The following is a 23,666-nucleotide window of genomic DNA, read 5'->3' on the forward strand; positions in this document are numbered from 1 at the left end:
ACCTCCTATTTCCGCCCAATGCGGATGGTTTGAACGACGGTTTCCGGCGCGTGGCGTTGCAGGTCGATGTGCAAGAGCCCGTGGTCGAGGTTGGCCCCCGCGACCTCGACCCCATCGGCCAGCACGAAGCTGCGCTGAAAGGCGCGCGCCGCGATGCCGCGATGCAGATAGACACGGTCCAGCCCGTCCTCGCCCTGGCGGCCGCGGATCACCAGCTGGCGATCCTCGACGGTGATTTGCAGGTCTTCGTCGCGGAAACCCGCCACGGCCAGGGTGATGCGATAGGTGTTGTCCGAGGTGGCTTCGATGTTGAAGGGCGGATAGCCCTCGTTCCCGGATTTGGCGGTGCGTTCCACCAGCCGCTCCAGCTGTTCGAAGCCCAGGAGATAGGGATGGGCGGTAAAGGTCAGTTTCGTCATGCGCGGTGTCCTTGGTCAGCGACATCGTAGACCCGGGCCCGTCTGGCACCCGGATAAGTCGAATATGGGGCGGGCCCGGCCCCCGCGCAAGGGCTCGAATAGGCGCAGAATCTTGCCCAATTTTCCGCGAATCACTGTATACTGACCATCAGGTCAGAATGCCCGTATAGAAGGCCCCGCTCATGAACGCCCAGAACACGCTGTCTTTCGAAGAGATGCTGCGGATCAAGCTCGAGGTCCTCAAGCGCGAACACCGCGACCTGGACGAGGCGATCTACGCGCTGGAGACCTCTGGCCGGCCCGATCAGCTGACCCTGCGGCGGCTGAAAAAGCAGAAACTGGCGCTGAAGGACCAGATCACGCGGCTGGAAGACCAGATGATCCCCGATATCATCGCCTGAACTTGCCCTTTGCCTGCAATCCCGCTATCGCCCCTCCAAACGGAGGTGCCGATGCCTGACATTGCCATCATCATGGGAAGCCAGTCCGACTGGGCGACCATGAAGGAAGCCGCCAAGATCCTCGATGAATTGGCGATCCCCTACGAGGCCAAGATCGTCTCGGCCCATCGCACGCCGGACCGGCTGTGGTCCTTCGGCAAGAGCGCCGTCGAACGGGGCCTCAAGGTGATCATCGCGGGGGCAGGCGGGGCGGCGCATCTGCCGGGGATGATGGCCTCGAAGACAAGGGTTCCGGTGATCGGCGTTCCGGTCCAGACCAAGGCGCTCTCGGGGGTGGACAGCCTCTATTCCATCCTGCAAATGCCCAAGGGCTTTCCGGTCGCCACCATGGCCATCGGGGCCGCAGGGGCGGCCAATGCGGGCCTGATGGCGGCGGGGATCCTCGCGCTGAACGATCCCGCGATTGCGGCGCGTCTGGACGCCTGGCGCGAGGCGCTTTCGGCCTCGATCCCCGAGGAGCCCGTCGATGACTGAGACGCTAGGAATCCTGGGCGGCGGCCAGCTTGGCCGCATGCTTTCGGTCGCGGCCTCGCGGCTGGGCTACCGCACCCATATCTACGAGCCCGGTGCCAATCCCCCGGCGGGCCATGTCGCCGACCAGGTCACGACCGCGCCCTATGAGGACGAGGCCGCGCTCCGCGCCTTTGCCGCTTCGGTCGATGTGATCACCTATGAGTTCGAAAACGTGCCGACCTCGGCGCTCGACCTCCTGGAAAGCCTGAAGCCGATCCGCCCGAACCGGCGCGCCTTGGCGACCTCTCAGGACCGCATCCTGGAGAAGGACTTCCTGAACGGCCTCGGCATCGTGACCGCGCCTTACGCCTCGGTTACCGATGAGGCCAGCCTGCAAGCGGCCATCGCCAAGATCGGCACGCCCGCGATCCTGAAGACCACGCGGCTGGGCTATGACGGCAAGGGCCAGGCGCGGATCAAGGAGCCGGCCCAGGCCGCTGCCGCCTGGGCCTCGATGCAAGGCGCGCCTTCCGTGCTGGAGGGCTTCGTGGACTTCACCCACGAGGTCTCGGTCATCGCCGCCCGCGCCCTGGATGGCTCGGTCGCCTGTTTCGACCCCGGCGAGAATGTCCACAAGGACGGCATCCTGCGCACCACCACGGTTCCCGCCAAGCTGACCCCCTCCCAGCGGTCAGACGCCATCCTGATCGCCGCCCGCATCCTGAATGCGCTGGATTATGTCGGCGTCATGGGGGTGGAGCTTTTCGTGACCTCCAAGGGCCTGATCTGCAACGAGATCGCGCCCCGGGTCCACAACTCCGGCCACTGGACGCAGAACGGCTGCGCGGTGGATCAGTTCGAACAGCATATCCGCGCGGTCATGGGGCTCCCCCTCGGCGACGGGTCGCGCCACAGCGATGTGGTGATGGAGAACCTGATCGGCGACGATGTGCTCAAGGTCCCCGCGATCCTGAAAGAGCGTCACGCCGCCCTGCATCTTTACGGCAAGGGCGCGCCGCGCCCGGGCCGCAAGATGGGCCATGTGAACCGCGTGAAGCCCTAGGCCACAGATTTAAGCCCTCGGTTTCAACAGCTGCCCCAGCGCCTCGGACCATTTCAGGTCCGGGGAGAAGCGGCCCTCGGCCAGATAGGTCATGACCTGGACGATGACCTCGGGCGAGTTCATCATGAAGGTGTGGCTGACCGGCAAGGTCAGATGCGCGCGCATGCCCTCGACCTTGGTCGAGGCGACCGAGACCTTGCCGTCATCCGGCCCCGGGATCAGCCGCGAGAGGATCGGGTTCAAGGACCGCGTCCCCGCGATGACGCCGAGGTCGAAATCGACCGGCGGCAGGGCGCGGGGGCCTTCGGGCCCGGTGCCAAGTTCGGCCCCCGCAGGCCCATTGGCCCATTTGAAGAGCGCCCAATCCGACAGCGCATCCACGACCTCGGAGCCCTGGTTCGGCGGGGCCAGCATCACGACGCGCCCCAGGTTCTCGGGCCGATGGTCGCGCAGCCAAAGCCGCAAGAGGATGCCGCCCATCGAATGTGTGACGAAATGCAGCTTCTCCCCGGCGGGGCAGGACGCGACACGCTCTCCCACCATCTCGGCCAGCTCCGCCACCGTCGCCGCGCGCGAGGGGTAGCTTTCGTTGACCACGTGATAGCCCTGCGCCCGCAAGGCGCCGTCCATCAGCAAGAGCGAAGCCTCGGTCCGCGCCAGCCCATGCAAGAGCACGACGCATTCCCCCCGGGCGGGAAGGGGGCCAAGGGCGGCAAGGGCAGCAAGGAAAAGGGCAGAGGAGCGGCGCATGGCGCCATCATCCTCCGATGCCGCCAAAGCGCAAGGGCCGAGGCGCGGTCCCGGTCGGCCAAAGGCGGGGCCTGCCCGAAATCCCGCCGCTTTGCAGCAAGGGAGAGGGGGGCTTGCGGAACCATCTCCTTCGTGCGGGGCGGGGCAGGGAATGGGCTGCCCCGCAGGGCGGCCTGCGCAGGGCTGCACATGTCTTTTGCGACAGGGCAGGTCGGGCCCGCTTGATCGATGGGGGGAAAGCGGCTAAGCCCATGAGGCCGGGGCTTTCCCGGTATTCTCAGGGCGGGGTGCAATTCCCCACCGGCGGTGACAGCCCGCGAGCGCCTCTTCGGAGGGTCAGCAGATCCGGTGGAACTCCGGGGCCGACGGTATAGTCCGGATGAAAGAGAATGAGTGCCAGGCCCGTTTTCGCGGGCCTGTCTCCTCATGATCTCCCTGGGTCACAGGTGGTCATTGAAAGGAGACAACCATGACTCAGAATGGCATGACACAAAACCTGAAGGGCGCGGCCTTCATGGTGCTGGCGGGCATATGCTTTGCGGCGGCCAATGCGGTGACTTATGTGATCACCTCGCCGGCCGAATGGGGCGGCCTGGGCTTCAAGCCGCAGTCCGACACCTTCTGGCAATACCTGATCGCGACGCTGTTCTCGGCCCCCTTCATCCTGCGCCATGGCCTGGCCGGGTTCAAGACAAGGCGGCCGGTGCTGCACCTGGTGCGCGTCGTGGTCTCGGCGCTTGGGGTGCTGCTTTTCGTCATGAGCCTCGCCAACCAGGTGCCGATCTGGCAGGTGATTTCGCTCGTCATGACCTCGCCGATCTTCGTGCTGGTTGGCGCGGCGCTTTTCCTGGGCGAGACGGTGAGCGCGCCGCGCTGGATCGCGGCGGCGGTCGGGCTGGCGGGGGCCACGATCGTCTCGGGGCTCTGGACCACGGGGCTGACGGCGGCGATGCTCTATCCGGTGGGGGCTGCGGTGCTTTGGGCGGGGTCGTCGCTCTTGACCAAGGTCCTGACCCGGACCGAAAGCGCGCCCTCGATCACGCTGTGGCTTTTGGTGCTCTTGACGCCGATCAACGCGGCACTGTCGATCCATGCGGGCTTCGAGCTGCCCACGGGCCAGATCCTGATGTGGCTGATCCTTGGCGGCGTGATCATGATGGCGGCGCAATACCTGCTGACCTGGTCCTATGCGGCGGCGGATGCGGCCTTTGTCCAGCCCTTCGACGACCTGAAGCTGATCTCGAACATCCTGATCTATGGCATCGTCTTCGGCTATTGGCCCGAGGGCAATATCTGGTTCGGCGTGGCGCTGATCCTGGCGGGCTCGCTTTACTTGCTGTGGAGCGGCCGCAAGGTCGAGGGCCCGCAGGCCCTGGCCGCGTAAGGGGGGCGCTGCCCCCCAAACCCCCCGGAGATATTTGGGCCAAATTGAAAGCAGCCTTGGTCTTTCAATTTGGTTCAAATACTCCCTTGCGACAGAGGCCGCCCGCGCTCCGGGCGGCCTCTGGACATTTCGGGCGCCGGGGATAGGCTGCCGCAATGGCTGTGAAACGCTTTCCTCGTCTGGCGGTGCGGGCACTGATCCTTCATGGGGATCGGCTGCTTCTGGTCAATGCCTATCCGGGCGGGACATCTGACCTCTGGTGTGCGCCGGGAGGCGGGGTGGAGCCGGGGGCCTCGCTGCCCGAGAACCTCGCGCGGGAGGTGATGGAGGAGACGGGGTTGACGGTGGAGGTCGGGGCGCCCGCGCTGGTCAACGAGTTCCATGATCCGAAGACCGGGTTCCACCAGGTCGATCTGTTTTTCCGCTGCAAGGTCACCGCCGGGGTGATCGACCCCGCCTGGGTCGATCCCGAGGCGGTCGTCACCCAGCGGCGCTTCTTCTCGCGGGCCGAGATGGCGGGCATCCGCTTCAAGCCCGACAGCCTGGCCGAGGCCGCCTGGGGCGAGGGCTGCCATTACGACCCGCTGGAGGTCATCGTCCCATGAGCCGCGCCTTCGTCAAGGAGGGCGATGGCTCGCTGGAGCCCTTGCCGGACCTGCCGATCTCCTCCCAGCCGAATTTCGTCACGGCACGCGGGCTGGCCGCGCTTCAGGCCCGGTTGCGCGACCGGCAAGAGGCCCTCGCCGCCCTGAAGGCCCGGGCGGAGCGGCTGGACAAGCTGCCCGAGGCTGCGGCCGAGCGGGATATCCGTTACCTCGAGGCGCGGTTGAAAAGCGCGATCCTGGTGGAGCCTCCGGCGAGCCTGGATGAGGTCGCCTTTGGCCTGCGGGTGCGGGTGGCGGGGCCCCAGGGCGAGGCCTGGTACGAGATCACCGGCGAGGATGAGGCCGACCCCGCCCTGGGCCGCATCACGCCCCATGCCCCCCTGGCGCGGGCCCTGATCGGGGCGCGGCTGGGGGATGAGGTCGTCTGGCGCAGGCCCTCTGGTGCGCTGACGTTGGAAGTCTTGGAGATTGCCCATGCCGATCCGATCCCTTGATCCCGCAGCCGACCGCGATGCGATCCTGGGTCTCCTGACCGAGGCGCGGGATTACTATCAGCTTTGGCTGGGCCGCGATCCCGTCGCGGAGGATGTCGAAGAGATGCTGACCGCTGGCCCCCCCGGTTGCGATCCGGCGGTGTCGCATCGCCTGGGGCTTTGGGGGGAGGGGCTGGAGGGGGTGGCGGAGCTCTCCTTCGGCTTTCCAAGCGCCGAGGATGCCTACCTGGGCCTGATGATCCTCGCCCCCCGGGCGCGGTCACGGGGGCAGGGGGCGGATTTCCTGGCCCATGTCGAGGGCCTCGCCCGGGGACGCGGCTGCCCGAGGCTTTACCTCGCGGTGCTGGAGGCCAACCCGAGGGGCCGCGCCTTTTGGGAGCGGATGGGCTTTGGTCCGACCGGCGTCATGCGCGAGATGGAGGAGAATGGGATCCTCCACCGCGTGCATCGGCTGGTGAAGACCCTATAGCGTCACGCGCACCTCGATCAGGCGCGGCCCGTCGCAGGGCTGGCTCAGCGCCCAATGCAGGACATCGGGGTCCTGGGGGACAGAGGTGAAGGGCAGGTCGCAGGCGGCGGCGAAGGGCTCCATCCGCAAGGGCGAGGGGTGGCAGCCGATGACCTCGGTATTGGCGCCGCGCATGGCATCGGCGATCTCGCGGAAGGCAGCGTTGTTCCAGACGAGGAAGGTGATGGGCAGGCGCTCATCGACGGCGGTGCGGAGTTCGCCGGGCGAGAATTGCAGGCCGCCGTCGCCGATCAGGCAGACGGTCTTGACGCCGGGGTTGGCCATGGCGGCGCCGACGGCGGCTCCGGGGCCGAAGCCGAGGGCTCCGTAGCCGGTGGCGGCGTTGAACCAGCCGCCGGGGCGGTCGTGGTCGTAATAGAGGTTGCCCGCATAGACCGGCTGGGTGCTGTCGCCGACGATCTGGGCGCCGGGCAGGGCGCTGCGGATCGCCTCGACCATGTCGAGCTGGCCGGGCATGGTGGCGGAAAGATCGCCCAGGATGGCGCGGGCGGCGTGGCGGGTGGCCTCGGCCCTTGCGGCGCCCTCGCGGCTCCGCGGGGTGACCCGCGGCAGAAGCGCCGCCATGGTCGCCCCGGCATCGCCGAGGAGCGGCAGGGCGGCCGTCCAGCGCGCCAGTTGCGCCGGGTCGCGGTCGATGCGGATCATGGCCGAGAGGTCGGGCAGGCCGTCATCGGCATACATGTCGTAATCGGTCTGGCCGATCTCGGTGCCGACCGCCAGAATCTGGTCTGCGCCCTGGATCAGGTCGCGCACCGGGGCGAGGCTGGGCGAGGCGGGGACCACCAGCGGATGGCCATGCATCATGCCGCGCGCATTGGTGGTCTGGATGACGGGGGCGTCGAGCGCCTCGGCCAGGGCTTTCAGCTTGGCCTCCTGGCCGCGCGCGCCGCCTCCGGCCAGGATCACCACGCGGTGGGCGGCGTTCAGAAGCCCGGCCGCCTGGGCCAGCTGATCCGCAGGAGGCTCCGGCTCGGGGGCCGGAGCGGCGGGGGGAGCGAGGGGCGGGCAGGGCAGGGGCATGACATCGGTCGGGACCTCGATATGGACGGGGCCCGGGCGACCGGTGGTCAAAAGGGCCCAGGCCCAGTCGAGCACGGGGCCCACCTCTTCCGGCGCGGTGATCTGGCGGGTCGGGCAGAGCGTCGCAATCATCGCGCCCTGATCGGGGAGTTCATGGAGCCGCCCCAGGCCGCGCCCCAAGCTGTCGCGGCGGTTGACGCCCGAGATCACCAGGACGGGCACGCTGTCCTCGCGGCTTTGCGCCATGGCGGTGATCGCATTGGTGATCCCGGGCCCCGTGATCACGAAGGCCACCCCGGGTTGGCCGCTTGCCCGCGCATAGCCATCGGCCATGAAGGCGCAGCCCTGTTCGTGGCGCGCGGTCACATGGCGGACCGGGCTTTCGGAGAGGCCCCGGTACAGCTCCACCGTATGGACCCCGGGGATGCCGAAGACGACCTTCACCCCCCGCGCCGCCAAGCCCTCGACCAGTCTTTCCCCAACGGTTCTCATTCACGCCTCCATCCGGCGGGCGATAAAGGCCGCGATGCGGCGGCAGGCCTCGGTGATTTCGGCGTCGCTGCGGGTCAAAGATATCCGCAGCCAGCCGTTCAGGCTGGGGCCGAAGCTCTCGCCCGGCATGACGGCCACGCGTTCCTCGAGCAGGAGCTTGCGCGCGAAATCCTCGCCCGAAAGCCCCGTGGCGCGGATATCGACGACCGAGAACATCCCGGCCTGGGGTTCATGGACATGAACCGCGTTGACGCCGTGCAGGGCCTCTTTCAAGAGCCGCGCCCGGCGGGAGAAACGTTCCACCATGCCCGGCGCGACCGGAGAGGGGCGCGAGACGGCGAGCGCGGTCATGTCGGCGATGAAGGGCTGGTTGCCGAAAAGCATGGTCTCGGCCACGGGCAGAAGCCTTGCCATGAACTCGCCCGGACCCACGGCCCAGCCCGAACGGAAGCCCGGGGCGGCGTGGGATTTCGAGATGGACGACACCACGATGGTCCGTTCGGCGAAGTCGGGGATATCCAGCGGAGAGAGGAATTCTCCGCCGAAGATCAGCTCTTCATAGACCTCGTCGGAGAGGATCCAGAGGTTGTGCTCGCGGGCCAGCCGCCCCAGGGCCATCAGGTCCTCGCGGGTCAGGACGGCGCCGGTCGGATTGTGCGGCGTGTTCAGGAAGAGCACGCGGGAGGCGGGGGTGATGCGGGCGGCGACGTCCTCGGCGGCCATGCGGAAGCCGTTTTCGGGGCGCAGGGGGACGGGGACGACGCTGGCGCCGGGGGCCCGGATCACGGCCTCGTAGGTCGCATACATCGGGTCACCCACCAGGACCTCGTCGCCGGGGCCGACGAGGCCGGTCAGGACGGCATAAAGCGAAGTCTGGGTGCCGGGGAAACACATGATCTGGTTGGGGCCGATGGTGCGGCCCGTGCGCTTGGTATAGCGGGCGGCGAGCGCCGCCAGCAGGCCAGGCTCGCCACGCCCGTTGGAATAGCCATAGCGCCCGGCGCGCATCGCGGCATTGGCCTTGTCGAAGAGCTCTTCGGGGGGCGGCACATCGGGTTCGCCGATGGTCAGGGGGATGACCTCCTGGCCGGTCTGCATCATGGCCTTGGCCATGGCATGGACCTCCCACTTGGCGCCGCCAAGCCCTTGAAGACGTTCGGTGATGGGCGCGTAACGCATGTCAGACCTCTGCCAGGATCGGCGCGGAGAGAAGAAGCCAGGGGGTCAGATCAACCCCCAATATCGAGCCCACCGAACGGATTCCCAGTTCGGCCAGCTCGCCCGGTGCAAAGGCCTCGGGCAGGGCGCAACCCTCCATCCACAGGCCGTCGATCACCGCGTTGCAGGCGATGGCCATGCGGCGGGCATGGGGCTCGGGCCAGTCGCCGGGCAGGGCGGCGATCAGGCCCTGAAGCCTGTCGCGATAGCCCAGGTAGGTCTGCGCATGGGTGTCATGCATCACCGGGTCGCGGCGGGTCTCTTGCAGGAAGGTCGCCCAAAGCATCAGCGCCTCGGGATCGACGACCGGCGCGGTCAGCGAGGCCGCGACGAAGGCCGCCAGCCGGGCCTCGGGCGCATGGGGGGCCGCGCGCAGGACCGAGGCCGAATCGTCGGTCATGCGGTTCATGAGGTGGCGATAGGCTGCGATCAGAAGCTGGTCCTTGGACTGGAAATAGTGCCGGATCAGCCCCGCCGTCACCCCCGCCCGTTCCGCAATGGCCCGCACCGTGGCATTTTGCGCCCCCCCCTCGGCCACAAGCGCCAGGGTCGCCTCGACCAAGGCCTGACGGCGCTTGTCTTCCGCCTCGCGGCGATAGGGCTTGCGTTCGCTGGACATGGGAGGGCCTTGTTATCCGGTCGGATAATTCTTGGAACAGATTCGACCGCGCCGCAAGCCGGGGAAGGGCTTGCGTTGCAATAATTGACGGGCCTGTCGGGTTTCCCTCGCGTCAGGGGAAGATCTCGTCCGGCTTCACGCCCCAGAGGTCGGCCTTGGGCAGCCAGCCCTTTTCGCCCTCGACCATAATGCGGCACCAGTCCGGCACGCATTGCACCAGCCGCCCCACGACATTCAGCTCGTTCTGGAACAGGACCTCCGAGCCCTCGTCGGGCGCCGAATGGGCCTCGGCCATGTCCTTGGTGACCAGGACCGAGCGCACGCCGGAAAGCAGCATGTAATGAATCCAGCCGCCCGCGCCATCGGCATCCTCGACCCTTCGCCAGTGTTCGTATTCAGCGGTGATCTTCAAGGGCATGCCCTCGCGGGTGAAGACCCAGTCGATGCGGTGGGTGAGGCCCGGGCCGCGCCGCGCATTGCCCTCGGTGCCCTTGAGGCTGACATAGCGCGGGATGGGCAGGCCGGTGACCGCACCCTTGGAGGGGTCGCGCGGCGTCTCGTCGCGGGTCTTGGGCGCCTTGGCCATGGCCTTGGCATCGCCGCCCTCGGCCTGTTCCTCGATCGAGGCCTCTTGGCCCCAGGCCATGGGGGCGCCGGCCGCAAAGGCCCATCCCAGGATCATCAGGGCCCCAAGCCCCGCCTTAAGGTCAACGCGCATCATCTGTCCTGCTCGCCTGGCGCCTGCGTCCTGTTGTCACCGGGTGTTGCGCCCGGGCTTGTGCTTGGTGCCGCAAGGCCTCACTTTGCCATCAAAGGCCGGAATTGGGAAGGGAGGGTGCGTCATGGGGGGATCACGTCTGAATGTCGTGGTGACGAGGGCTTTGCCGCAGGTGGTGGAGACGCGGTTGAAGGAGCTCTTCGATGTCGAGCTCCGCGATCCGGACAGCCCGATGACCCGGGAGGAGCTGGCCGAGGCCATGGGGCGCTGCGATGTCCTGGTGCCCACGATCACCGACAAGATCGACGCGGGGCTGATCGGCCAGGCGGGGCCGAGGCTGAAGCTGATCGCGAATTACGGGGCGGGGGTGGACCATATCGACGTCTCGACCGCGCGGGCCAAGGGGATCCTTGTGTCCAACACGCCGGGCGTGACGACGGATGACACGGCCGATATGGCGATTGCGCTGATGCTGGCCGTGACGCGGCGCATCCCCGAGGGGCTGGCGGCGATGAAGGGCGAATGGGCCGGGTGGTCTCCGATGGGCTTCCTGGGCGGGCGGATGGCGGGGCGGCGGCTGGGGATCCTCGGCATGGGCCGGATCGGCCAGGCCGTGGCGCGGCGGGCGCGGGCCTTCGGGCTCCAGGTCCATTACCACAACCGCAAGCGCCTGCGCCCCGAGGTCGAGGCCGAGGTCGAGGCGACCTGGTGGGAGAGCCTCGATCAGATGGTCTCGCGGATGGACATCATCTCGATCAACTGCCCGCATACGCCCGCGACCTTCCACCTGATGAACGCGCGGCGGCTGAAGCTCTTGAAGCCCTCGGCGGTGATCGTGAACACCTCTCGGGGCGAGGTGATCGACGAAAACGCCCTGACACGCGGCTTGCGGGCCGGCGAGATCGCGGGGGCGGGCTTGGATGTGCTGGAGAACGGGCGGGTGAACCCGAGGCTGCAAGAGCTGCCGAACGTCGTGCTTCTGCCGCATATGGGCTCGGCCACGGTGGAAGGCCGGGTCGAGATGGGCGAGAAGGTGATCATCAACATCAAGACCTTTGCCGATGGGCACAGGCCCCCGGATCAGGTGGTTCCGGGGATGCTGTAACCGCGCCCCCAGCGCCTGGCCGTTCCCGCGCAGGCGGGAACCTCACGCTTGGTGACAGGAGGCTCCGGGTCGGGGCCCGGAGCAGCTTCACGCCGGGGACGCGTTCAGGCCCTTTTCGTCACCGAGATCAGCACCCCCGCCGCCACGATCAGCGCCATGCCCGCGACGGCGAGCGGGCTGAGACCCTCGCCCCACAGCACCCAGGTCCAGGCGGCCGAGGCGGGCAGGATGACATATTCCATGACCGAGACCCGGCTGGCCTCGGCGATCTGATAGGCGCGGACCATGAGGCCTACGCCCAACAAAGACCCTGCCGCCTGGACGAAGGTCCAGAACCAGAAGGCACCCGTCGGCACCACGGGGCCGCGCAGCAGGAAGCCCTCGGGGCCTGCGGGGACGATCAGGGGGTGAAGGCTTAGCACCACCATGCCGATGGCGCCTGCGATGCCAAGCGCGATGAAGAAGCCCGCCAGCAGCGTCTCGGCGCTTTCCTGCGGGCACCAGCGGCGGGTGGCGATATTGCCCATGGCGTAAAGCGCCCCGGCGATGACCGGCAGAAGCGCGGGCAAGGAGGCGCCCGCAAAGGCCTCGGGGCCCAGGACCATCACCACCCCCGCAAAGCCAAGCGCCACGGCAAGCGCCCCAAGGGCGCTGATGGGCGCGCCGTAGAAGAGCCGCTCGATCAACAGGACGAAGATCGGCGCGGTGAAGAGGCCTGCGGCGACCAGGGCCACGGGCAGGAACCCCAGGGCGCCGAAATAGATCACCATGGCGCAGCCGTGGATGAAGGAGCGCGCCACGACCATACGTGGCACCACCATCCCCAGCCGCAGGCCCAGGGGCCGCGCCACGGCCCACAGAAGCGCCACCGCCATAACCGTCCGCGTGGCATGGAACTGCCACAGCCCCGCCTGGTCGGCGATGACCTTCACGAAATTGTCGGTGAATCCGATGATCGTGGCATAGACGACGATCATCCCAAGGGCTTTGAGGTTGCGGTTCTCTGTCATCCCCCCATCAACCCCGCCCCGGCCCGCTTTTCCCGCCTGAATGCGACCTTTGGGCGACGCTTTGCCCAAGCCAAGGCTTGTGATTGTGAAGCCCCGCCCTTGGGGTTAGGGTGGGGCAAAACAGGCAATGCAGGCGCAATGACCGCCCTTGAGAAATACCAGCGACTGGAATGCACCGGGCTTTGGCGCCTGACGCCCTCGGCACAGCTGCGCGAGGTCGTCGTGGGCCTGCGCGAGACGACGCTGGTCTTTGCCGATCCGCGCACCGAGATGGCGCTGTCGCATTGGTCCCTTCCTTCCGTCGAACGGGTGAACCCCGGCGAGATGCCCGCCGTCTTTACCCCGGGCCGCACCGATGAGGGCGGGCCCTCGGAGACGATCGAGCTGGAAGACCCCGACATGATCGCGGCCTTGGAGGTCGTCCATACGACCCTGATCCGCCGCCGTCCGCGCCCCGGTCGGCTGCGGGGCGGTGCCGTGGCGCTGGGCGCGGGGGTGGCGGCGCTGGCGCTGCTCATTTGGCTGCCCGATGCGATGATCTCGTATACGGCCTCGGTCCTGCCCACGGCGACGCGGGTGCAGATCGGCAAGATGGCCCTGGCCGATGCGCAGCGCCTGACGGGCTCCCCCTGCGCCGAGCCCCTGGGCGCCCGCGCGGGCATCGCCCTTGCGCAGCGCATGGCCGCCCTGGGCGTGGGCGAAATCGCCGTGGTCCGCGACGGGGCGCAAGAGGTCACGGTCCTGCCCGGCGGCATCGTGCTCCTGGCCAACGGGCTCCTGACCTCCTCCGAGGACCCCGAGCCCGTCCTTGGCCGGATCCTCGCGGCATTGGTCGCCGCCAAGGAGGCCGATCCGGTCGTCCCCCTTCTGCATCACGCGGGCCTGATCTCGACCACGCGGCTTCTGACCAGCGGGGTCCTCCCCGAAGGCGCGGTCGAAGGCTATGCCGAGGCCGCGCTCTCCACCCGGGCCGAGGCGCCGACCGAACCCCTGCTCGAGGCCTTCAAGACCCTGGGCCTCTCCTCGACGCCCTATGCCAAGTCGCTGGACCCCGAGACCGATATCCTGCCGCTGATCGAGGGCGACCCGTTCCAGGGCCGCTCCCCGGCCCCGGTGATCAGTGACAACGACTGGATCAGCCTTCAGGGCATCTGCGCGACCTGAGGCAGGTCGCGCAAAAGTGGGAACCGGTTTTGCGCAGGAAGACCTGCGCCAACCACCTCAGCGCACAAAGGCATCCGCAAAGCCCGCCGCCCGCAGGGCACTCAGCCCGGCCTGGGCCTCGGCGGCCGAGGCGAAGGGCCCGGCCATGACCACTTTCAGCCCCTTCTGGCTGCCGGTCGAGACCGGAAGCCCAAGGCCCGCGATCTTGCCCGCCGCCCTTTCGGCATTGGACGGGTCACCAAAGCAGCCGACCTGCACCAGGATGCCACCCTGCGCCGCCTCTGGCGCCGACATGGTGGCCAGGGTCACGCGGGAGGCCTGGGCGCGGGGTTGCGCCTTGGGCTGCTCCTTTGCGGGCAGGTCGGCGATCAGCACCATGGGGACCTCTTGCGTGTAAAGCCGGTCCTGCGCGGCCTGGCCCGCAGGCGTGCCCACGCCGCGCATCGGGTTCAGCCGGTCGTCCTTCCAGGCATAGGCCCAGCCCTTCGGGGGCTTGGGCAGGGTGCGGCGCACCGGTTCGGTGAAGGTCACGGTGACTTCGGGCGCCGCCTGGGTCACGACGGGCAGGGCGACAGGCTGGGCGACGGGGGCAGGAGCCCGGGGCGCGGCGGGGGCAAAGAGGAAGGCGAAGAGCCCCTTGCCCGGGGTCCGAGGCTGGGCCTGCGTCGTTGGGGCCTGCGGCGCCGGGGCCTCTGCCACGACGACCGGAGCCGCAGCCGGCAGCTCTTCGGCCACCTGCGGCGGGCGCGCCGAGCCGGTCGGTTGCATCCCGCAGATCGGCCGACGGGAGCCGTCGATGCGCGGCACCCAGTTCACCCGCCCGTCGAAGCCCGCACGGACAAAGACGCAGCCCCGGCTGTCAATGAACTGCTGGCCCTTGAATCCCGCAGGCGGCGGATTGGCAGGGGCCGTCACCTGACGCAGCGACTGCGCCCCCGCCGTTCCGGCCAAGGCCATAAGCACGGCTCCGGCCAAAGCCGGACCCCAAATCCTGACACGCATGCTCGCCCTCATTCTTGTTTTGGACGAATCATGAATCAGGATTGTTTCCAAGTAAAGGAAGATCACCGGATCAAGCGGCGATTTGCCCCTTATTTGGTGCCGAACATCCGGTCGCCCGCATCCCCTAGGCCCGGAACGATATAGCCATGGTCGTTCAGATGGCTGTCGACCGAGGCCGTGACGATCTGCACATCGGGATGGACCTCTTGCATATGCTTGATCCCCTCGGGCGCGGCCAAAAGGCAGAGGAAGCGGATGTTCTTCGCCCCCTTCTCCTTCAACAGGCTCACCGCGGCCGCCGAAGAGTTCCCCGTGGCCAGCATCGGATCGACGACGATCGAGATGCGCTCGTCCAAATGGTCGGGCAGCTTGCAGTAATACTGCACCGGCTGCAGCGTCTCGGGGTCGCGGTACATGCCGACGAACCCGACCCTTGCCGCCGGGATCAGCTCGAGGATGCCATCCAACAGCCCGTTCCCCGCCCGCAGGATCGAGACCAGGGCCAGCTTCTTGCCGTCAATCGCCGGGGCCTCCATCGGACACAGCGGCGTCTCGATGGATTTCGTCGTCATCGGCAGGTTGCGCGTGACCTCATAGGCCAAAAGCAGGGAGATCTCGCGCAGAAGCTGGCGGAAGGAGGCGGTGGAGGTGTCCTTCTCCCGCATCAGGGTCAGCTTGTGCTGCACCAAGGGGTGGCTCACGACGATCAGGGGTTCCATTCAGCGCTCCATCAGCTTGGCGATCTTCTCCTTCGTATCCTTGTCGCAGAAAGCCGCGTCAAGCGCCCAGCGGTTGAGGGTCGCGAAAACCCCCTCGTCCCAGTCGAAGGCCTCTGACAAGAGCTCATACTCCCGCCGCAGGGTCGTATGGAAAAACGGCGGATCATCGGTCGAGACGGTGACCTTGACGCCCCGGTGGAACAGCTCGCCAATCGGATGCTTGCGCCAGCCGGGGTAAAGCCCCAGCGCCATGTTCGACCCCGGGCAGCATTCCAGAACTACCCCCGCCTCGGCGATCTCGTCGACCAGGGCCAGGTCCTCGATGGCCCTGACCCCATGGCCAATCCGGCGCGCCCCGAGCGCCAGGGCCTCGCGCACCTCTTCGGGCCCTTTCAGCTCCCCGGCATGGAGCGTCAGGCCAAGCCCCGCCTCGCGCCCGCAGTCGATCCCCCAGGCGAAGTCCCTGAGCGCGCCCATCCGCTCATTGCCCGCCACGCCGATGCCGGTGACAAAGCCCCCCGCAACCTCCGCCGCACAAAGCGCCGCGCGGCGGCCCTGCATCGGGTCCATATGCCGGATCATCAGGGCAATCCCCCGCACCGTGATCTCCGGCACCGAGGCCGCCGCCTCCTCCATGGCCAAGACATATTCGCGAAAGGCCCCGACATCGCCCCCACCGCAATAATCGGGGCAGAGGAAGTGTTCCGCATAGACCACCCCCTCCTCGACTTGAGCCTCCAAGACCGCCCGCATCAGCCGCGCATAATCCTCGGGCCGCGTCAGGACCGAGACCGCCGCCTCGTAGACCCGCACGAACTCCGGGAATCCCGAGAACCGATATCCCCCCCGCTCATCGAAGATGCCGGAGATATCGACCTTCTTCTCCCGCGCCAGCCCCCGGATAAAAGCCGGAGGCGCCGCCCCTTCCAGATGCAGATGCAGTTCGATCTTCTTCATGCCCACTCCCGAACGGCCCGCCCCTCAAGAGCGGTCCGTCCTTCATGCTTGCTCAAATATCCCGGGGGTTTGGGGGCAGAGCCCCCAAGTGCGGTCACAGAAAGCTCCGCCCCGGCCCCTGCGCCTGAACCCCCAGATGCGCCGCCACCGAGGCCGCCACATCGACAAAGCCCCTGATCCCCAAGGCCCCCACTGCGCCATATCCCACGACCGGCACCCGCTCCCGCGTGTGATCGGTCCCGCGCCAGGTCGGGTCATTGCCATGATCGGCGGTGAAGAGCGCCAAGTCCCCGGGCCGCAGCCGCGAGAGGAACCCCGCGACCTTCCCATCAAACCACTCCAGCGCGCGGGCATAGCCCGCCACGTCGCGCGGATGGCCCCAAAGGCTGTCGAACTCGACGAAATTGGCAAAGGTCAAGGAGCCGGGCTCCGCCTCACTCCCCAGCCGGTCCAGGTGATCGAAAAGGTCAAGGTCACCCTTGCCCTTCCAGAGCTTCCCCACGCCCTGCATCGAGAAGATATCGCCGATCTTGCCCACGGCATGGGTCATCCGCCCCGCGTCCTGCACCCAGTCCAGCAGCGTGGGCCCCGGCGGCGCGATGGCGAAATCCTTGCGGTTGGCGGTGCGCTTGAAGGCCCCGGGGCTGCCGGTGAAGGGCCGCGCGATGACCCGCCCCACCTTCATCGCATGAAGATGCGGTGCCAGGTCGGCGCAGAGCTTCAAGAGCCGCTCCAGCCCGAAGGCCTCTTCATGCGCGGCGATCTGGAAGACGCTGTCGGCCGAGGTATAGCAGATCGGCCAGCCGGTCTGCAGATGTTCCGCGCAGTGCTTCTCGATGATCGGCACGCCCGAGGAATGGCAGTTGCCGAGGATGCCTTCGGTCCCCGCGAGCCGACAGACCAGGGCTGTGATTTCCGGCGGAAAGGCAGGGACCGTGTCGGGGAAATAGGTCCAGTCCCAGGGCACCGGCACGCCCGCCAGCTCCCAATGGCCGGAGGGCGTGTCCTTGCCCCGGCTGACCTCCTCCGCCGCGCCCCAAAGGCCCGCAGGAGTTGCGGAAAACCCCGGCATCCGGACCCCCGAGGCCAGCTCGACCGCCGCCCCAAGGCCCAGCCCGTCCAGGACCGGCATGCGCAGGGGCCCACTGCGGCCCTGATCGGCCCGGCCCGAGGCACAGGCTTCCGCGATATGGCCCAATGTATTGGCGCCCGCATCGCCAAAGGCCGCCGCATCCGGCGCGCCCCCGGCGCCGACCGAATCCATCACGATCAGAAAGGCGCGCGGCATTCCGGTCTCCTCAGGTGATCTTCTTCAGGACCAGCGCCGGTTCCTCGGGCGGATGGTCCTGCATGACATAGGCCGCCAGCACGGCTTGGGCGGCGGCAAGGGCCTGGTCCTCGGTCGCGGCATGGACCAGGGCCAGGGGCGCGCCGCGTCCGAGGTCCTCGCCGATCCCGGCCAGGTCCGAGAGGCCCACGGCCGGGTTGATCCGGTCGCCCTCGCGCATCCTTCCCCCACCGAGGCGCACCACGGCGAGCCCCAGGGCCTGACCGTCGATCCGGCCGACGAAACCGCCCTCGGGGCAGGGCACCTGGACCACCACCGGCGCTGCGGGCAGGCGGTCGGGCCATCTGTCGATGAAGTCGGCAGGGCCGCCCTGGGCCTGGACCATGCGTCCGAACCAGTCGGCGGCGCTGCCGTTTTCAAGCGCCTGGGCGATCCGCCCGGCGCCGTCCTTGGCATCATCGGCCAGGCCGCCGAGCGCCAGGGCCTCGCCGCCCAGCTCCATCGTCAGGTCCCAGAGCGCGGTGTTGACCGAGACCCCGGTCAGGGTCTCCATCACCTCGATGACCTCCAGCGCATTGCCCGCCGCGGTGGCCAGGGGCTGGCTCATGTCGGTGATCAGCGCCGAGGTCATGCAGCCCGCACCATTGGCGGTGGAGACAAGGGCGCGGGCCAGGACCTCGGCCTCCTCCAGCGTCTTCATGAAGGCGCCCGAGCCGCATTTGACATCCAGGACCAGGGCCTCGAGCCCGGCGGCGAGTTTCTTGGAGAGGATCGAGGCGGTGATCAGGTCGACGCTTTCGACCGTGGCCGTCACGTCGCGGACGGCATAGAGTCGGCGGTCGGCGGGCGCGATCTGGCCCGAGGCCGAGACGATGGCGCAGCGCGTCGTCTCCATCTGGCGGCGGAGCTGGTCTTCGCTCAGGCCGGTGCGAAAGCCGGGGATGGCCTCGAGCTTGTCGAGCGTCCCCCCGGTATGGCCCAGCCCCCGTCCCGAGATCATCGGCACATAGGCCCCGCAGGCGGCCAGCGCCGGGGCGAGCAGAAGCGAGACGCAATCGCCGATCCCCCCGGTCGAATGCTTGTCGATCACCGGGCCCGGCAGGTCCCAGGCCATGACATCGCCGCTGTCGCGCATGGCGCGGGTCAGGGCGACGCGGCCCTCTTCGCCGAGGCCCTTCAGCAGCACCGCCATGGCAAAGGCCCCCGCCTGGGCATCGCTGACCCCGCCCGAGGCGAGGCCCTGGGCGAACCAGCCGAGCTCCTCCGCCGAGGGGCTTTGCCCGTCGCGGATCTTGGCGATGATGGCGCGCGCATCCATCGGGGAGGCCATCAAGGCGCCATGAACCCGGCGTTGAAACTGCCGGGCAGGAGCTCTGCCACGGTCATGGTTTTCGATTTGCCGGCGGTGGTGCAGAGCGTGACAAGGACCCCCGGATCGGCGAATTCGGCGATCTTCTGGCGGCAGCCGCCGCAGGGGGGGACGGGTTCGGGGCAGTCGGCGATGACGAGGATCTCGGCGATCCTTTTGTCTCCGCTGGCGCACATGGCCGCGATGGCGCCGGCCTCGGCGCAGGTGCCTTCCGGATAGGCCGCGTTTTCCACATTCACGCCAAGGTGGAGATGGCCTTCGGTCGAGCGCAAGGCCGCGCCGACCTTGAAGCGGGAATAGGGGGCATAGGCGTTTTCGCGTACCTGGGTCGCGGCTTCGAGCAGGGTCATGATGGCTCCTTGACCGTTTGGACAAGGATGATCCGCTTTGCCATGGCTTGCAAGCCTTTGCGCCGAGAGGCCCGGCGGGCTGGCGCCCTTGTGCTCTCGTCGCCCGAAGCGGGGGGGCTGCCGCCCCCCCGCACCCCCCTGCCCAAAGGGGCGCACGCGCCCCTTTGGAAACCCCGTGGACGTTACAGGATCGTCGTGGGGACTTGGCCGGGGAGGGAGACTTCGAGGAGTTGCAGGTCGGGGGTTGTGTCGGTGTAGCGGGTCGCCAGGCCCGGGGGGATGACGAAGGCGTCGCCGGGGGAGAGGCGGTAGGGCTCTTTCCCCTCGCCGTGAAGGGTCATTTCGCCGGACATGACGAAATTGAAGAGGATGTCGCCCTGGTGCTTGGTCCAGGGGCTTTCGCCGCCCGTGGGTTTGGCGACCATGACGGAGGCCACGCCTTTCGTATTGGCGTTGATCGTCGTGTCTCGGGCCTGGAAGCCCGGGATGCGGAAGGGGGCGAAGCTGCCGGTGGAGCCCACATTGTGGACGAAGCGCTGGCCCTCCCATTCGCGGTCGGGGTTCACGGTCGCATTGGGCAGGGTCATCTCATGGTCGATCTCGGTGATATGCTCGGCAGGGACGCCGATCTCGATCACCTCGATGCCCTCGCCGGATTCCAGGACGCGGTGGCGGATCGTGGGGGGCTGGATGAAGCAATCGCCCGCATGGAGGCGCCGGATGCCGCCCTGGTCTTCATACAGCACATCGACCCAGCCCTTGATGCAGAAGATCAGCTGGAAGCCCACTTTATGGAAATGCACCATGTCCGGGACCTTGCCATCGGGCACGCGGATGTGGCTGGCGATCATGGCGCCGCCGAGGCGGGTGGGGACGAGGTCGCGATACATCATCCCCGCCCGCCCGATCACCCAGGGCGCCTGGTCGGCCAGGCGGCGGACGACGAAGGCGTGTTCGGTCGCGGGCAGGACAAGGGGCGGGTTCAGCTCGTCGAGCTGCACCTGCGTGCCGCCCGGGGAGGTCAGGGTCTTGGCGCCCGCCGCAATCGCGGCCCAGTCATCGGACAGGATGCGGATCGTGCCCGGCGCGGCTGTCAGCCCCGCATCCAGCCTCAGCCGCAGCCCATGGCCCGACAGGACCACGACCGAGGGGTTGTCGGCCGGGTAGATCATGTCCATCCGCATCCCCAGGGTCTTGGTGAAGAAGGGCAGATCGGCGCGCAGATCGGCGGTGGGCAGCAGGATTTCGGCTTTCATTTGGTCCTCGTCTGGCTGTGGTGGCTGTCTTCGGCCTGGTGGATGAAACGTGTCATGAGGTCGGCGGCGGCGAGGGCATCGCGGGCCTGGAAGGCGGTCATGAGGGCGCTGAGGCCCTGGGCGATGGTGCGGCGCGCAGCCGGGTCCTTCATCGTCGCAAGCCGCACCGCCTGGACCTGGGCGGAGTAGCGCTGGATCGTCTCGCGCAGTTCGTGGTTGGGCAGGGCGGCGAGCCAGGTGGTGCGGAAGGTCTCGGAGGCGCGGTGGAAGGCCGCCGTGTCGGGGGCCTCTTCCAGGTCCTTCAGCGCCCCGGCCAGGGCGGAAAGCGCCTCTGGCGTCAGGCTCTGGGCGGCGCTGCCCGCCGCATGGGGCTCCAGCAGTTTGCGCAGCGTGAAGACCTGCGCAATCCGCTCCGGCGAGAGGTCGGGCAGGGCAAAGCCGCGCGAGGTCGAGGCCAGGTAGCCCTCGGACACGAGCTGCATCAGGGCCTCACGGACGGGCATGCGGGAGACGCCCATCTCGGCGGCGATGGCATGGTCGATCAGCCGGTCGGAGGGGCCGATCTGTCCGGTCAGAAGCCGGGCGCGGATCTCGTCGCGGATGCGGGTGCGGTGGTTGGTGCGGGTCATTGCTGATTAAAAGTATACTGTTTGTGCCGAAGTCAAGCGAAACGGGCGCGAAGAGGCGGATATCCCGCGATTTCGGTATACTTTTCTTGCGGGTGCCCCGTCGCTTCTGGCCGTCAAATGCCGGAAAAGGCTTGACCCTTGGCGCGGTCTTGGTCAGGCATGAGGCCCGCCTTTTGGCCAGGCGGCAAAGACATGAGGGCGAGATGAGCGACGACCGGCAGGACGAGGTGAAGCACAACGCGCGGCAGGCGGCGCTGGACTACCATGAATTCCCCAAGCCCGGGAAACTGGAGATCCGTGCGACCAAGCCCTTGGCCAATGGCCGCGACCTGGCGCGGGCCTATTCGCCGGGCGTGGCCGAAGCCTGCCTCGAGATCAAGGCCGACCCTTCCACCGCCAGCCGCTATACCTCGCGCGGGAACCTGGTGGGCGTGGTCTCGAACGGGACGGCCGTGCTGGGCCTGGGCAATATCGGCGCCCTGGCCTCGAAGCCGGTGATGGAGGGCAAGGCGGTGCTCTTCAAGAAATTCGCCAATATCGACTGTTTCGACATCGAGCTGAACGAGCCCGATCCGGTCAAGCTGGCGGAGCTGGTCTGCGCGCTGGAGCCGACCTTCGGGGCGATCAACCTGGAAGACATCAAGGCGCCCGATTGCTTCATCGTCGAGAAGCTGTGTCGTGAGCGCATGAAGATCCCGGTCTTCCATGACGACCAGCATGGCACGGCCATCGTCGTGGGGGCAGCGGCGACCAATGCCATGGTCGTGGCCGAGAAGCGCTTCGAGGACATCAAGGTCGTCTCGACCGGCGGCGGGGCGGCGGGGATCGCCTGCCTGAACATGCTCTTGAAGCTGGGGGTCAAGCGCGAGAATGTCTGGCTCTGCGACCTTGCGGGGCTGGTCCATCATGGCCGGACCGAGCAGATGACCGACCAGAAGGCGGCCTATGCACAGGGGACCCAGCCCGCGACTCTGGCCGATGTCATCGTGGGGGCCGATCTGTTCCTGGGTCTCTCCGGCCCGGGCGTGTTGACGGCCGAGATGGTCAAGACCATGGCCCCGCGCCCCATCGTCTTTGCGCTCGCCAATCCCTCGCCCGAGATCCTGCCGGATGTGGCGCGGGCGGCGGTGCCGGATGCGATCATCGCCACTGGACGGTCGGATTTCCCGAACCAGGTCAACAACGTCCTCTGCTTCCCCTTCATCTTCCGCGGCGCCCTGGATGTCGGCGCCACCACGATCAACTCGGAAATGGAGCTTGCCGCCATCGAGGGCATCGCCCAGCTGGCCCGCGTCACGACCAGCGCCGAGGCGGCGGCGGCCTATGCCGGCGAAAAGCTGGCCTTTGGCGCGGAATACCTGATCCCGAAGCCCTTTGACCCGCGCCTGATCGGCGTCGTGGCCTCGGCCGTGGCCAAGGCCGCGATGGAGACGGGGGTGGCGACGCGCCCGCTGGCCGACCTGGAGGCCTATCGCCACAAGCTGGACGGGTCGGTCTTCAAGTCCGCCCTGATCATGCGGCCGGTCTTCGATGCCGCCCGCGCCTCGGAACGCCGGATCATCTTTGCGGAAGGCGAAGACGAGCGCGTCCTGCGCGCCGCCAGCGCCATCCTGGAGGAAATGACCGTCAAGCCGATCCTGATCGGCCGCCCCGAGGTGATGATCGCGCGCTGCGAGCGGTTCGGCCTGCCGATCCGCCCCGACCGCGACTTCGAGATCGTGAACCCCGAAAGCGACCGCCGCTACCGGGATTACTGGGGCAGCTATCACAAGCTCCTGGAGCGCCAGGGCGTGACGCCCGAGACGGCGCGCACGGTCCTGCGCACCAACACCACCGCAATTGCCGCCATCGCCGTCCAGCGCGGCGATGCCGATGCGATGATCTGCGGCACCTATGGCCAGTATCTCTGGCACCTGAACTATGTGCGCAAGGTCCTGGCGCGCGGCGGCAACCACCCGCAGGGCGCGCTGTCGCTGATGATCCTGGAAGACGGCCCGCTCTTCGTGGCCGACACCCAGGTCAACCCGATCCCCGAGCCCGACCAGATCGCCACGGCAGCCATCGGCGCGGCCCGCCATGCCCGCCGCTTCGGCATCCAGCCCAAGGTCGCGCTCTGCTCGCATTCGAACTTCGGCAACCTGGAATCCGACAGCGGGCGGCGGATGCGGCAGGCGATGGAGATCCTCGACGCCCGCGAGGTCGATTTCGAATACGAGGGCGAAATGAGCCTCGATGCCGCGCTGGACGAGGAATTGCGGATGCGCATCTTCCCGAACTCGCGGCTGACGGGCACGGCCAATATCCTGATCTTCGGCTATACCGATGCCGCCAACGTGGCGCGCAACATGCTGCGGATGAAGGCGGGGGGGCTCGAGGTCGGGCCGATCCTGATGGGCATGGGCAACCGCGCCCATATCGTCACGCCCTCGATCACGGCGCGCGGGCTCTTGAACGTCTCGGCGCTCGCCGGGGCGCCGGTCTCGCTTTACGGCTGACAATCAAGGTTAACGGATCATTCACCAGGTGGACAAGCCTGGTCAAAGGGCGCAACTCTGAACATGCCCCGGGACTCCCCGGGGTTTTTGTGCCATA

25 protein-coding genes and 1 riboswitch are annotated in these 23,666 nt (G+C 67.8%); of the genes, 10 read left to right on the forward strand and 15 right to left on the reverse strand.

What is annotated here, in order from left to right:
• Window positions 1-5 precede the first annotated feature (5 nt).
• Entirely contained in the window at window positions 6-419 is a 414-nt protein-coding gene (locus GV832_RS12185) for an Hsp20 family protein (RefSeq protein WP_168775147.1), read from the reverse strand.
• Between the two features lie 182 nt (window positions 420-601).
• Here GV832_RS12185 and GV832_RS12190 point away from each other — a divergent pair, with 182 nt between their 5' ends.
• The 3 genes from GV832_RS12190 to GV832_RS12200 are packed head-to-tail and all read left to right on the forward strand — an operon-like array spanning window position 602 to window position 2,396.
• The gene (locus GV832_RS12190; protein WP_168775148.1) at window positions 602-820 is read left to right on the forward strand and encodes a YdcH family protein; all 219 of its coding nucleotides are present in this window, start codon (window positions 602-604) and stop codon (window positions 818-820) included.
• A gap of 51 nt (window positions 821-871) precedes the next feature.
• A complete protein-coding gene (gene purE / locus GV832_RS12195; protein WP_168775149.1) occupies window positions 872-1,354 on the forward strand; it encodes a 5-(carboxyamino)imidazole ribonucleotide mutase in 483 nt (160 codons plus the stop codon).
• Window positions 1,347-2,396 (forward strand): 5-(carboxyamino)imidazole ribonucleotide synthase, encoded by a 1,050-nt coding sequence (locus GV832_RS12200; RefSeq protein WP_168775150.1) that lies wholly within the window; start codon window positions 1,347-1,349, stop codon window positions 2,394-2,396. The genes purE and GV832_RS12200 overlap by 8 nt, the downstream gene beginning before the upstream one ends.
• 9 nt (window positions 2,397-2,405) lie before the next feature.
• On the opposite strand, the gene GV832_RS12205 is transcribed toward GV832_RS12200, so the two are convergent.
• Entirely contained in the window at window positions 2,406-3,146 is a 741-nt protein-coding gene (locus tag GV832_RS12205; protein WP_168775151.1) for a lipase family protein, read from the reverse strand.
• 269 nt (window positions 3,147-3,415) lie between these two features.
• Window positions 3,416-3,541: riboswitch (FMN riboswitch) on the forward strand.
• 74 nt (window positions 3,542-3,615) lie between these two features.
• On the opposite strand from GV832_RS12205, the gene GV832_RS12210 reads away from it, so the two are divergent.
• The 4 genes from GV832_RS12210 (at window position 3,616) to GV832_RS12225 (ending at window position 6,098) form a co-directional block, all read left to right on the forward strand.
• Complete coding sequence (locus tag GV832_RS12210; RefSeq protein ID WP_168775152.1) at window positions 3,616-4,530, forward strand: DMT family transporter; 915 nt, start codon at window positions 3,616-3,618, stop codon at window positions 4,528-4,530.
• Between the two features lie 155 nt (window positions 4,531-4,685).
• Window positions 4,686-5,135, forward strand: a complete 450-nt coding sequence (locus tag GV832_RS12215; protein ID WP_168775153.1) for an NUDIX domain-containing protein — start codon at window positions 4,686-4,688, stop codon at window positions 5,133-5,135.
• The gene (locus tag GV832_RS12220; RefSeq protein ID WP_168775154.1) at window positions 5,132-5,629 is read left to right on the forward strand and encodes a GreA/GreB family elongation factor; all 498 of its coding nucleotides are present in this window, start codon (window positions 5,132-5,134) and stop codon (window positions 5,627-5,629) included. Before GV832_RS12215 ends, GV832_RS12220 begins: the two co-directional genes overlap by 4 nt.
• Window positions 5,610-6,098, forward strand: coding sequence for a GNAT family N-acetyltransferase (locus GV832_RS12225; RefSeq protein WP_168775155.1), 489 nt, complete (start codon window positions 5,610-5,612; stop codon window positions 6,096-6,098). Before GV832_RS12220 ends, GV832_RS12225 begins: the two co-directional genes overlap by 20 nt.
• Here the strand turns inward: GV832_RS12225 and GV832_RS12230 are convergent.
• The 4 genes from GV832_RS12230 to GV832_RS12245 form a co-directional block, all read right to left on the reverse strand.
• A complete protein-coding gene (locus tag GV832_RS12230; RefSeq protein WP_168775156.1) occupies window positions 6,093-7,670 on the reverse strand; it encodes a 5-guanidino-2-oxopentanoate decarboxylase in 1,578 nt (525 codons plus the stop codon). The two genes, GV832_RS12225 and GV832_RS12230, sit on opposite strands and share 6 nt — an antisense overlap.
• Window positions 7,671-8,849, reverse strand: coding sequence for a pyridoxal phosphate-dependent aminotransferase (locus tag GV832_RS12235; protein ID WP_168775157.1), 1,179 nt, complete (start codon window positions 8,847-8,849; stop codon window positions 7,671-7,673).
• A gap of 1 nt (window position 8,850) precedes the next feature.
• Window positions 8,851-9,507 (reverse strand): TetR family transcriptional regulator C-terminal domain-containing protein, encoded by a 657-nt coding sequence (locus GV832_RS12240; RefSeq protein WP_168775158.1) that lies wholly within the window; start codon window positions 9,505-9,507, stop codon window positions 8,851-8,853.
• A gap of 112 nt (window positions 9,508-9,619) precedes the next feature.
• A complete protein-coding gene (locus GV832_RS12245; RefSeq protein ID WP_168775159.1) occupies window positions 9,620-10,189 on the reverse strand; it encodes an SH3 domain-containing protein in 570 nt (189 codons plus the stop codon).
• A 160-nt stretch (window positions 10,190-10,349) separates the two neighbouring features.
• Here GV832_RS12245 and GV832_RS12250 point away from each other — a divergent pair, with 160 nt between their 5' ends.
• Window positions 10,350-11,330: a 2-hydroxyacid dehydrogenase gene (locus tag GV832_RS12250; RefSeq protein WP_168775160.1), complete on the forward strand. Its 981-nt coding sequence runs from the start codon at window positions 10,350-10,352 to the stop codon at window positions 11,328-11,330.
• 104 nt (window positions 11,331-11,434) lie between these two features.
• On the opposite strand, the gene GV832_RS12255 is transcribed toward GV832_RS12250, so the two are convergent.
• A complete protein-coding gene (locus GV832_RS12255) occupies window positions 11,435-12,340 on the reverse strand; it encodes a DMT family transporter (RefSeq protein ID WP_168775161.1) in 906 nt (301 codons plus the stop codon).
• Between the two features lie 138 nt (window positions 12,341-12,478).
• On the opposite strand from GV832_RS12255, the gene GV832_RS12260 reads away from it, so the two are divergent.
• Entirely contained in the window at window positions 12,479-13,504 is a 1,026-nt protein-coding gene (locus GV832_RS12260; RefSeq protein ID WP_168775162.1) for a hypothetical protein, read from the forward strand.
• Between the two features lie 57 nt (window positions 13,505-13,561).
• Here GV832_RS12260 and GV832_RS12265 read toward each other — a convergent pair whose 3' ends face one another.
• From GV832_RS12265 to GV832_RS12300, 8 genes are all read right to left on the reverse strand, one after another.
• Window positions 13,562-14,506, reverse strand: coding sequence for an SPOR domain-containing protein (locus tag GV832_RS12265; RefSeq protein WP_168775163.1), 945 nt, complete (start codon window positions 14,504-14,506; stop codon window positions 13,562-13,564).
• 89 nt (window positions 14,507-14,595) lie between these two features.
• Window positions 14,596-15,225, reverse strand: a complete 630-nt coding sequence (gene upp, locus GV832_RS12270; protein ID WP_168775164.1) for a uracil phosphoribosyltransferase — start codon at window positions 15,223-15,225, stop codon at window positions 14,596-14,598.
• Window positions 15,226-16,188 (reverse strand): adenosine deaminase, encoded by a 963-nt coding sequence (gene add, locus GV832_RS12275; RefSeq protein WP_354001958.1) that lies wholly within the window; start codon window positions 16,186-16,188, stop codon window positions 15,226-15,228. It abuts the gene before it with no gap.
• Window positions 16,189-16,276: 88 nt separating this feature from the next.
• Window positions 16,277-17,470 carry a phosphopentomutase gene (locus GV832_RS12280; RefSeq protein WP_168775166.1) on the reverse strand — a complete coding sequence of 398 codons (1,194 nt, stop codon included), beginning with the start codon at window positions 17,468-17,470 and terminating at the stop codon, window positions 16,277-16,279.
• Window positions 17,471-17,480: 10 nt separating this feature from the next.
• Window positions 17,481-18,788 carry a thymidine phosphorylase gene (locus GV832_RS12285; protein WP_168775190.1) on the reverse strand — a complete coding sequence of 436 codons (1,308 nt, stop codon included), beginning with the start codon at window positions 18,786-18,788 and terminating at the stop codon, window positions 17,481-17,483.
• A gap of 11 nt (window positions 18,789-18,799) precedes the next feature.
• The gene (locus GV832_RS12290; RefSeq protein WP_168775167.1) at window positions 18,800-19,189 is read right to left on the reverse strand and encodes a cytidine deaminase; all 390 of its coding nucleotides are present in this window, start codon (window positions 19,187-19,189) and stop codon (window positions 18,800-18,802) included.
• 182 nt (window positions 19,190-19,371) lie between these two features.
• Window positions 19,372-20,445, reverse strand: coding sequence for a cupin domain-containing protein (locus GV832_RS12295; RefSeq protein WP_168775168.1), 1,074 nt, complete (start codon window positions 20,443-20,445; stop codon window positions 19,372-19,374).
• Complete coding sequence (locus GV832_RS12300; protein WP_168775169.1) at window positions 20,442-21,074, reverse strand: GntR family transcriptional regulator; 633 nt, start codon at window positions 21,072-21,074, stop codon at window positions 20,442-20,444. Before GV832_RS12300 ends, GV832_RS12295 begins: the two co-directional genes overlap by 4 nt.
• Window positions 21,075-21,277: 203 nt before the next feature.
• Here GV832_RS12300 and GV832_RS12305 point away from each other — a divergent pair, with 203 nt between their 5' ends.
• Entirely contained in the window at window positions 21,278-23,569 is a 2,292-nt protein-coding gene (locus GV832_RS12305; protein ID WP_168775170.1) for an NADP-dependent malic enzyme, read from the forward strand.
• The last annotated feature ends 97 nt before the right edge of the window (window positions 23,570-23,666 follow it).

This window comes from Stagnihabitans tardus, assembly GCF_009925085.1.
Classification (GTDB): Bacteria; Pseudomonadota; Alphaproteobacteria; order Rhodobacterales; family Rhodobacteraceae; genus Stagnihabitans; species Stagnihabitans tardus.

Excerpts from the sequence above, each read along its gene's own strand:
- GV832_RS12305 (WP_168775170.1), top strand. The coding sequence starts at position 21,278 with ATGAGCGACGACCGGCAGGACGAGGTGAAGCACAACGCGCGGCAGGCG.
- GV832_RS12250 (WP_168775160.1), top strand. The coding sequence starts at position 10,350 with ATGGGGGGATCACGTCTGAATGTCGTGGTGACGAGGGCTTTGCCGCAG.
- GV832_RS12230 (WP_168775156.1), bottom strand. The coding sequence starts at position 7,670 with ATGAGAACCGTTGGGGAAAGACTGGTCGAGGGCTTGGCGGCGCGGGGG.
- GV832_RS12295 (WP_168775168.1), bottom strand. The coding sequence starts at position 20,445 with ATGAAAGCCGAAATCCTGCTGCCCACCGCCGATCTGCGCGCCGATCTG.
- GV832_RS12215 (WP_168775153.1), top strand. The coding sequence starts at position 4,686 with ATGGCTGTGAAACGCTTTCCTCGTCTGGCGGTGCGGGCACTGATCCTT.
- GV832_RS12200 (WP_168775150.1), top strand. The coding sequence starts at position 1,347 with ATGACTGAGACGCTAGGAATCCTGGGCGGCGGCCAGCTTGGCCGCATG.
- GV832_RS12240 (WP_168775158.1), bottom strand. The coding sequence starts at position 9,507 with ATGTCCAGCGAACGCAAGCCCTATCGCCGCGAGGCGGAAGACAAGCGC.
- GV832_RS12235 (WP_168775157.1), bottom strand. The coding sequence starts at position 8,849 with ATGCGTTACGCGCCCATCACCGAACGTCTTCAAGGGCTTGGCGGCGCC.
- GV832_RS12300 (WP_168775169.1), bottom strand. The coding sequence starts at position 21,074 with ATGACCCGCACCAACCACCGCACCCGCATCCGCGACGAGATCCGCGCC.
- GV832_RS12245 (WP_168775159.1), bottom strand. The coding sequence starts at position 10,189 with ATGATCCTGGGATGGGCCTTTGCGGCCGGCGCCCCCATGGCCTGGGGC.
- GV832_RS12280 (WP_168775166.1), bottom strand. The coding sequence starts at position 17,470 with ATGCCGCGCGCCTTTCTGATCGTGATGGATTCGGTCGGCGCCGGGGGC.
- GV832_RS12265 (WP_168775163.1), bottom strand. The coding sequence starts at position 14,506 with ATGCGTGTCAGGATTTGGGGTCCGGCTTTGGCCGGAGCCGTGCTTATG.
- upp (WP_168775164.1), bottom strand. The coding sequence starts at position 15,225 with ATGGAACCCCTGATCGTCGTGAGCCACCCCTTGGTGCAGCACAAGCTG.
- GV832_RS12205 (WP_168775151.1), bottom strand. The coding sequence starts at position 3,146 with ATGCGCCGCTCCTCTGCCCTTTTCCTTGCTGCCCTTGCCGCCCTTGGC.
- GV832_RS12190 (WP_168775148.1), top strand. The coding sequence starts at position 602 with ATGAACGCCCAGAACACGCTGTCTTTCGAAGAGATGCTGCGGATCAAG.
- GV832_RS12290 (WP_168775167.1), bottom strand. The coding sequence starts at position 19,189 with ATGACCCTGCTCGAAGCCGCGACCCAGGTACGCGAAAACGCCTATGCC.
- GV832_RS12225 (WP_168775155.1), top strand. The coding sequence starts at position 5,610 with ATGCCGATCCGATCCCTTGATCCCGCAGCCGACCGCGATGCGATCCTG.
- GV832_RS12210 (WP_168775152.1), top strand. The coding sequence starts at position 3,616 with ATGACTCAGAATGGCATGACACAAAACCTGAAGGGCGCGGCCTTCATG.
- GV832_RS12185 (WP_168775147.1), bottom strand. The coding sequence starts at position 419 with ATGACGAAACTGACCTTTACCGCCCATCCCTATCTCCTGGGCTTCGAA.
- GV832_RS12220 (WP_168775154.1), top strand. The coding sequence starts at position 5,132 with ATGAGCCGCGCCTTCGTCAAGGAGGGCGATGGCTCGCTGGAGCCCTTG.
- GV832_RS12260 (WP_168775162.1), top strand. The coding sequence starts at position 12,479 with ATGACCGCCCTTGAGAAATACCAGCGACTGGAATGCACCGGGCTTTGG.
- purE (WP_168775149.1), top strand. The coding sequence starts at position 872 with ATGCCTGACATTGCCATCATCATGGGAAGCCAGTCCGACTGGGCGACC.
- GV832_RS12255 (WP_168775161.1), bottom strand. The coding sequence starts at position 12,340 with ATGACAGAGAACCGCAACCTCAAAGCCCTTGGGATGATCGTCGTCTAT.
- GV832_RS12285 (WP_168775190.1), bottom strand. The coding sequence starts at position 18,788 with ATGGATGCGCGCGCCATCATCGCCAAGATCCGCGACGGGCAAAGCCCC.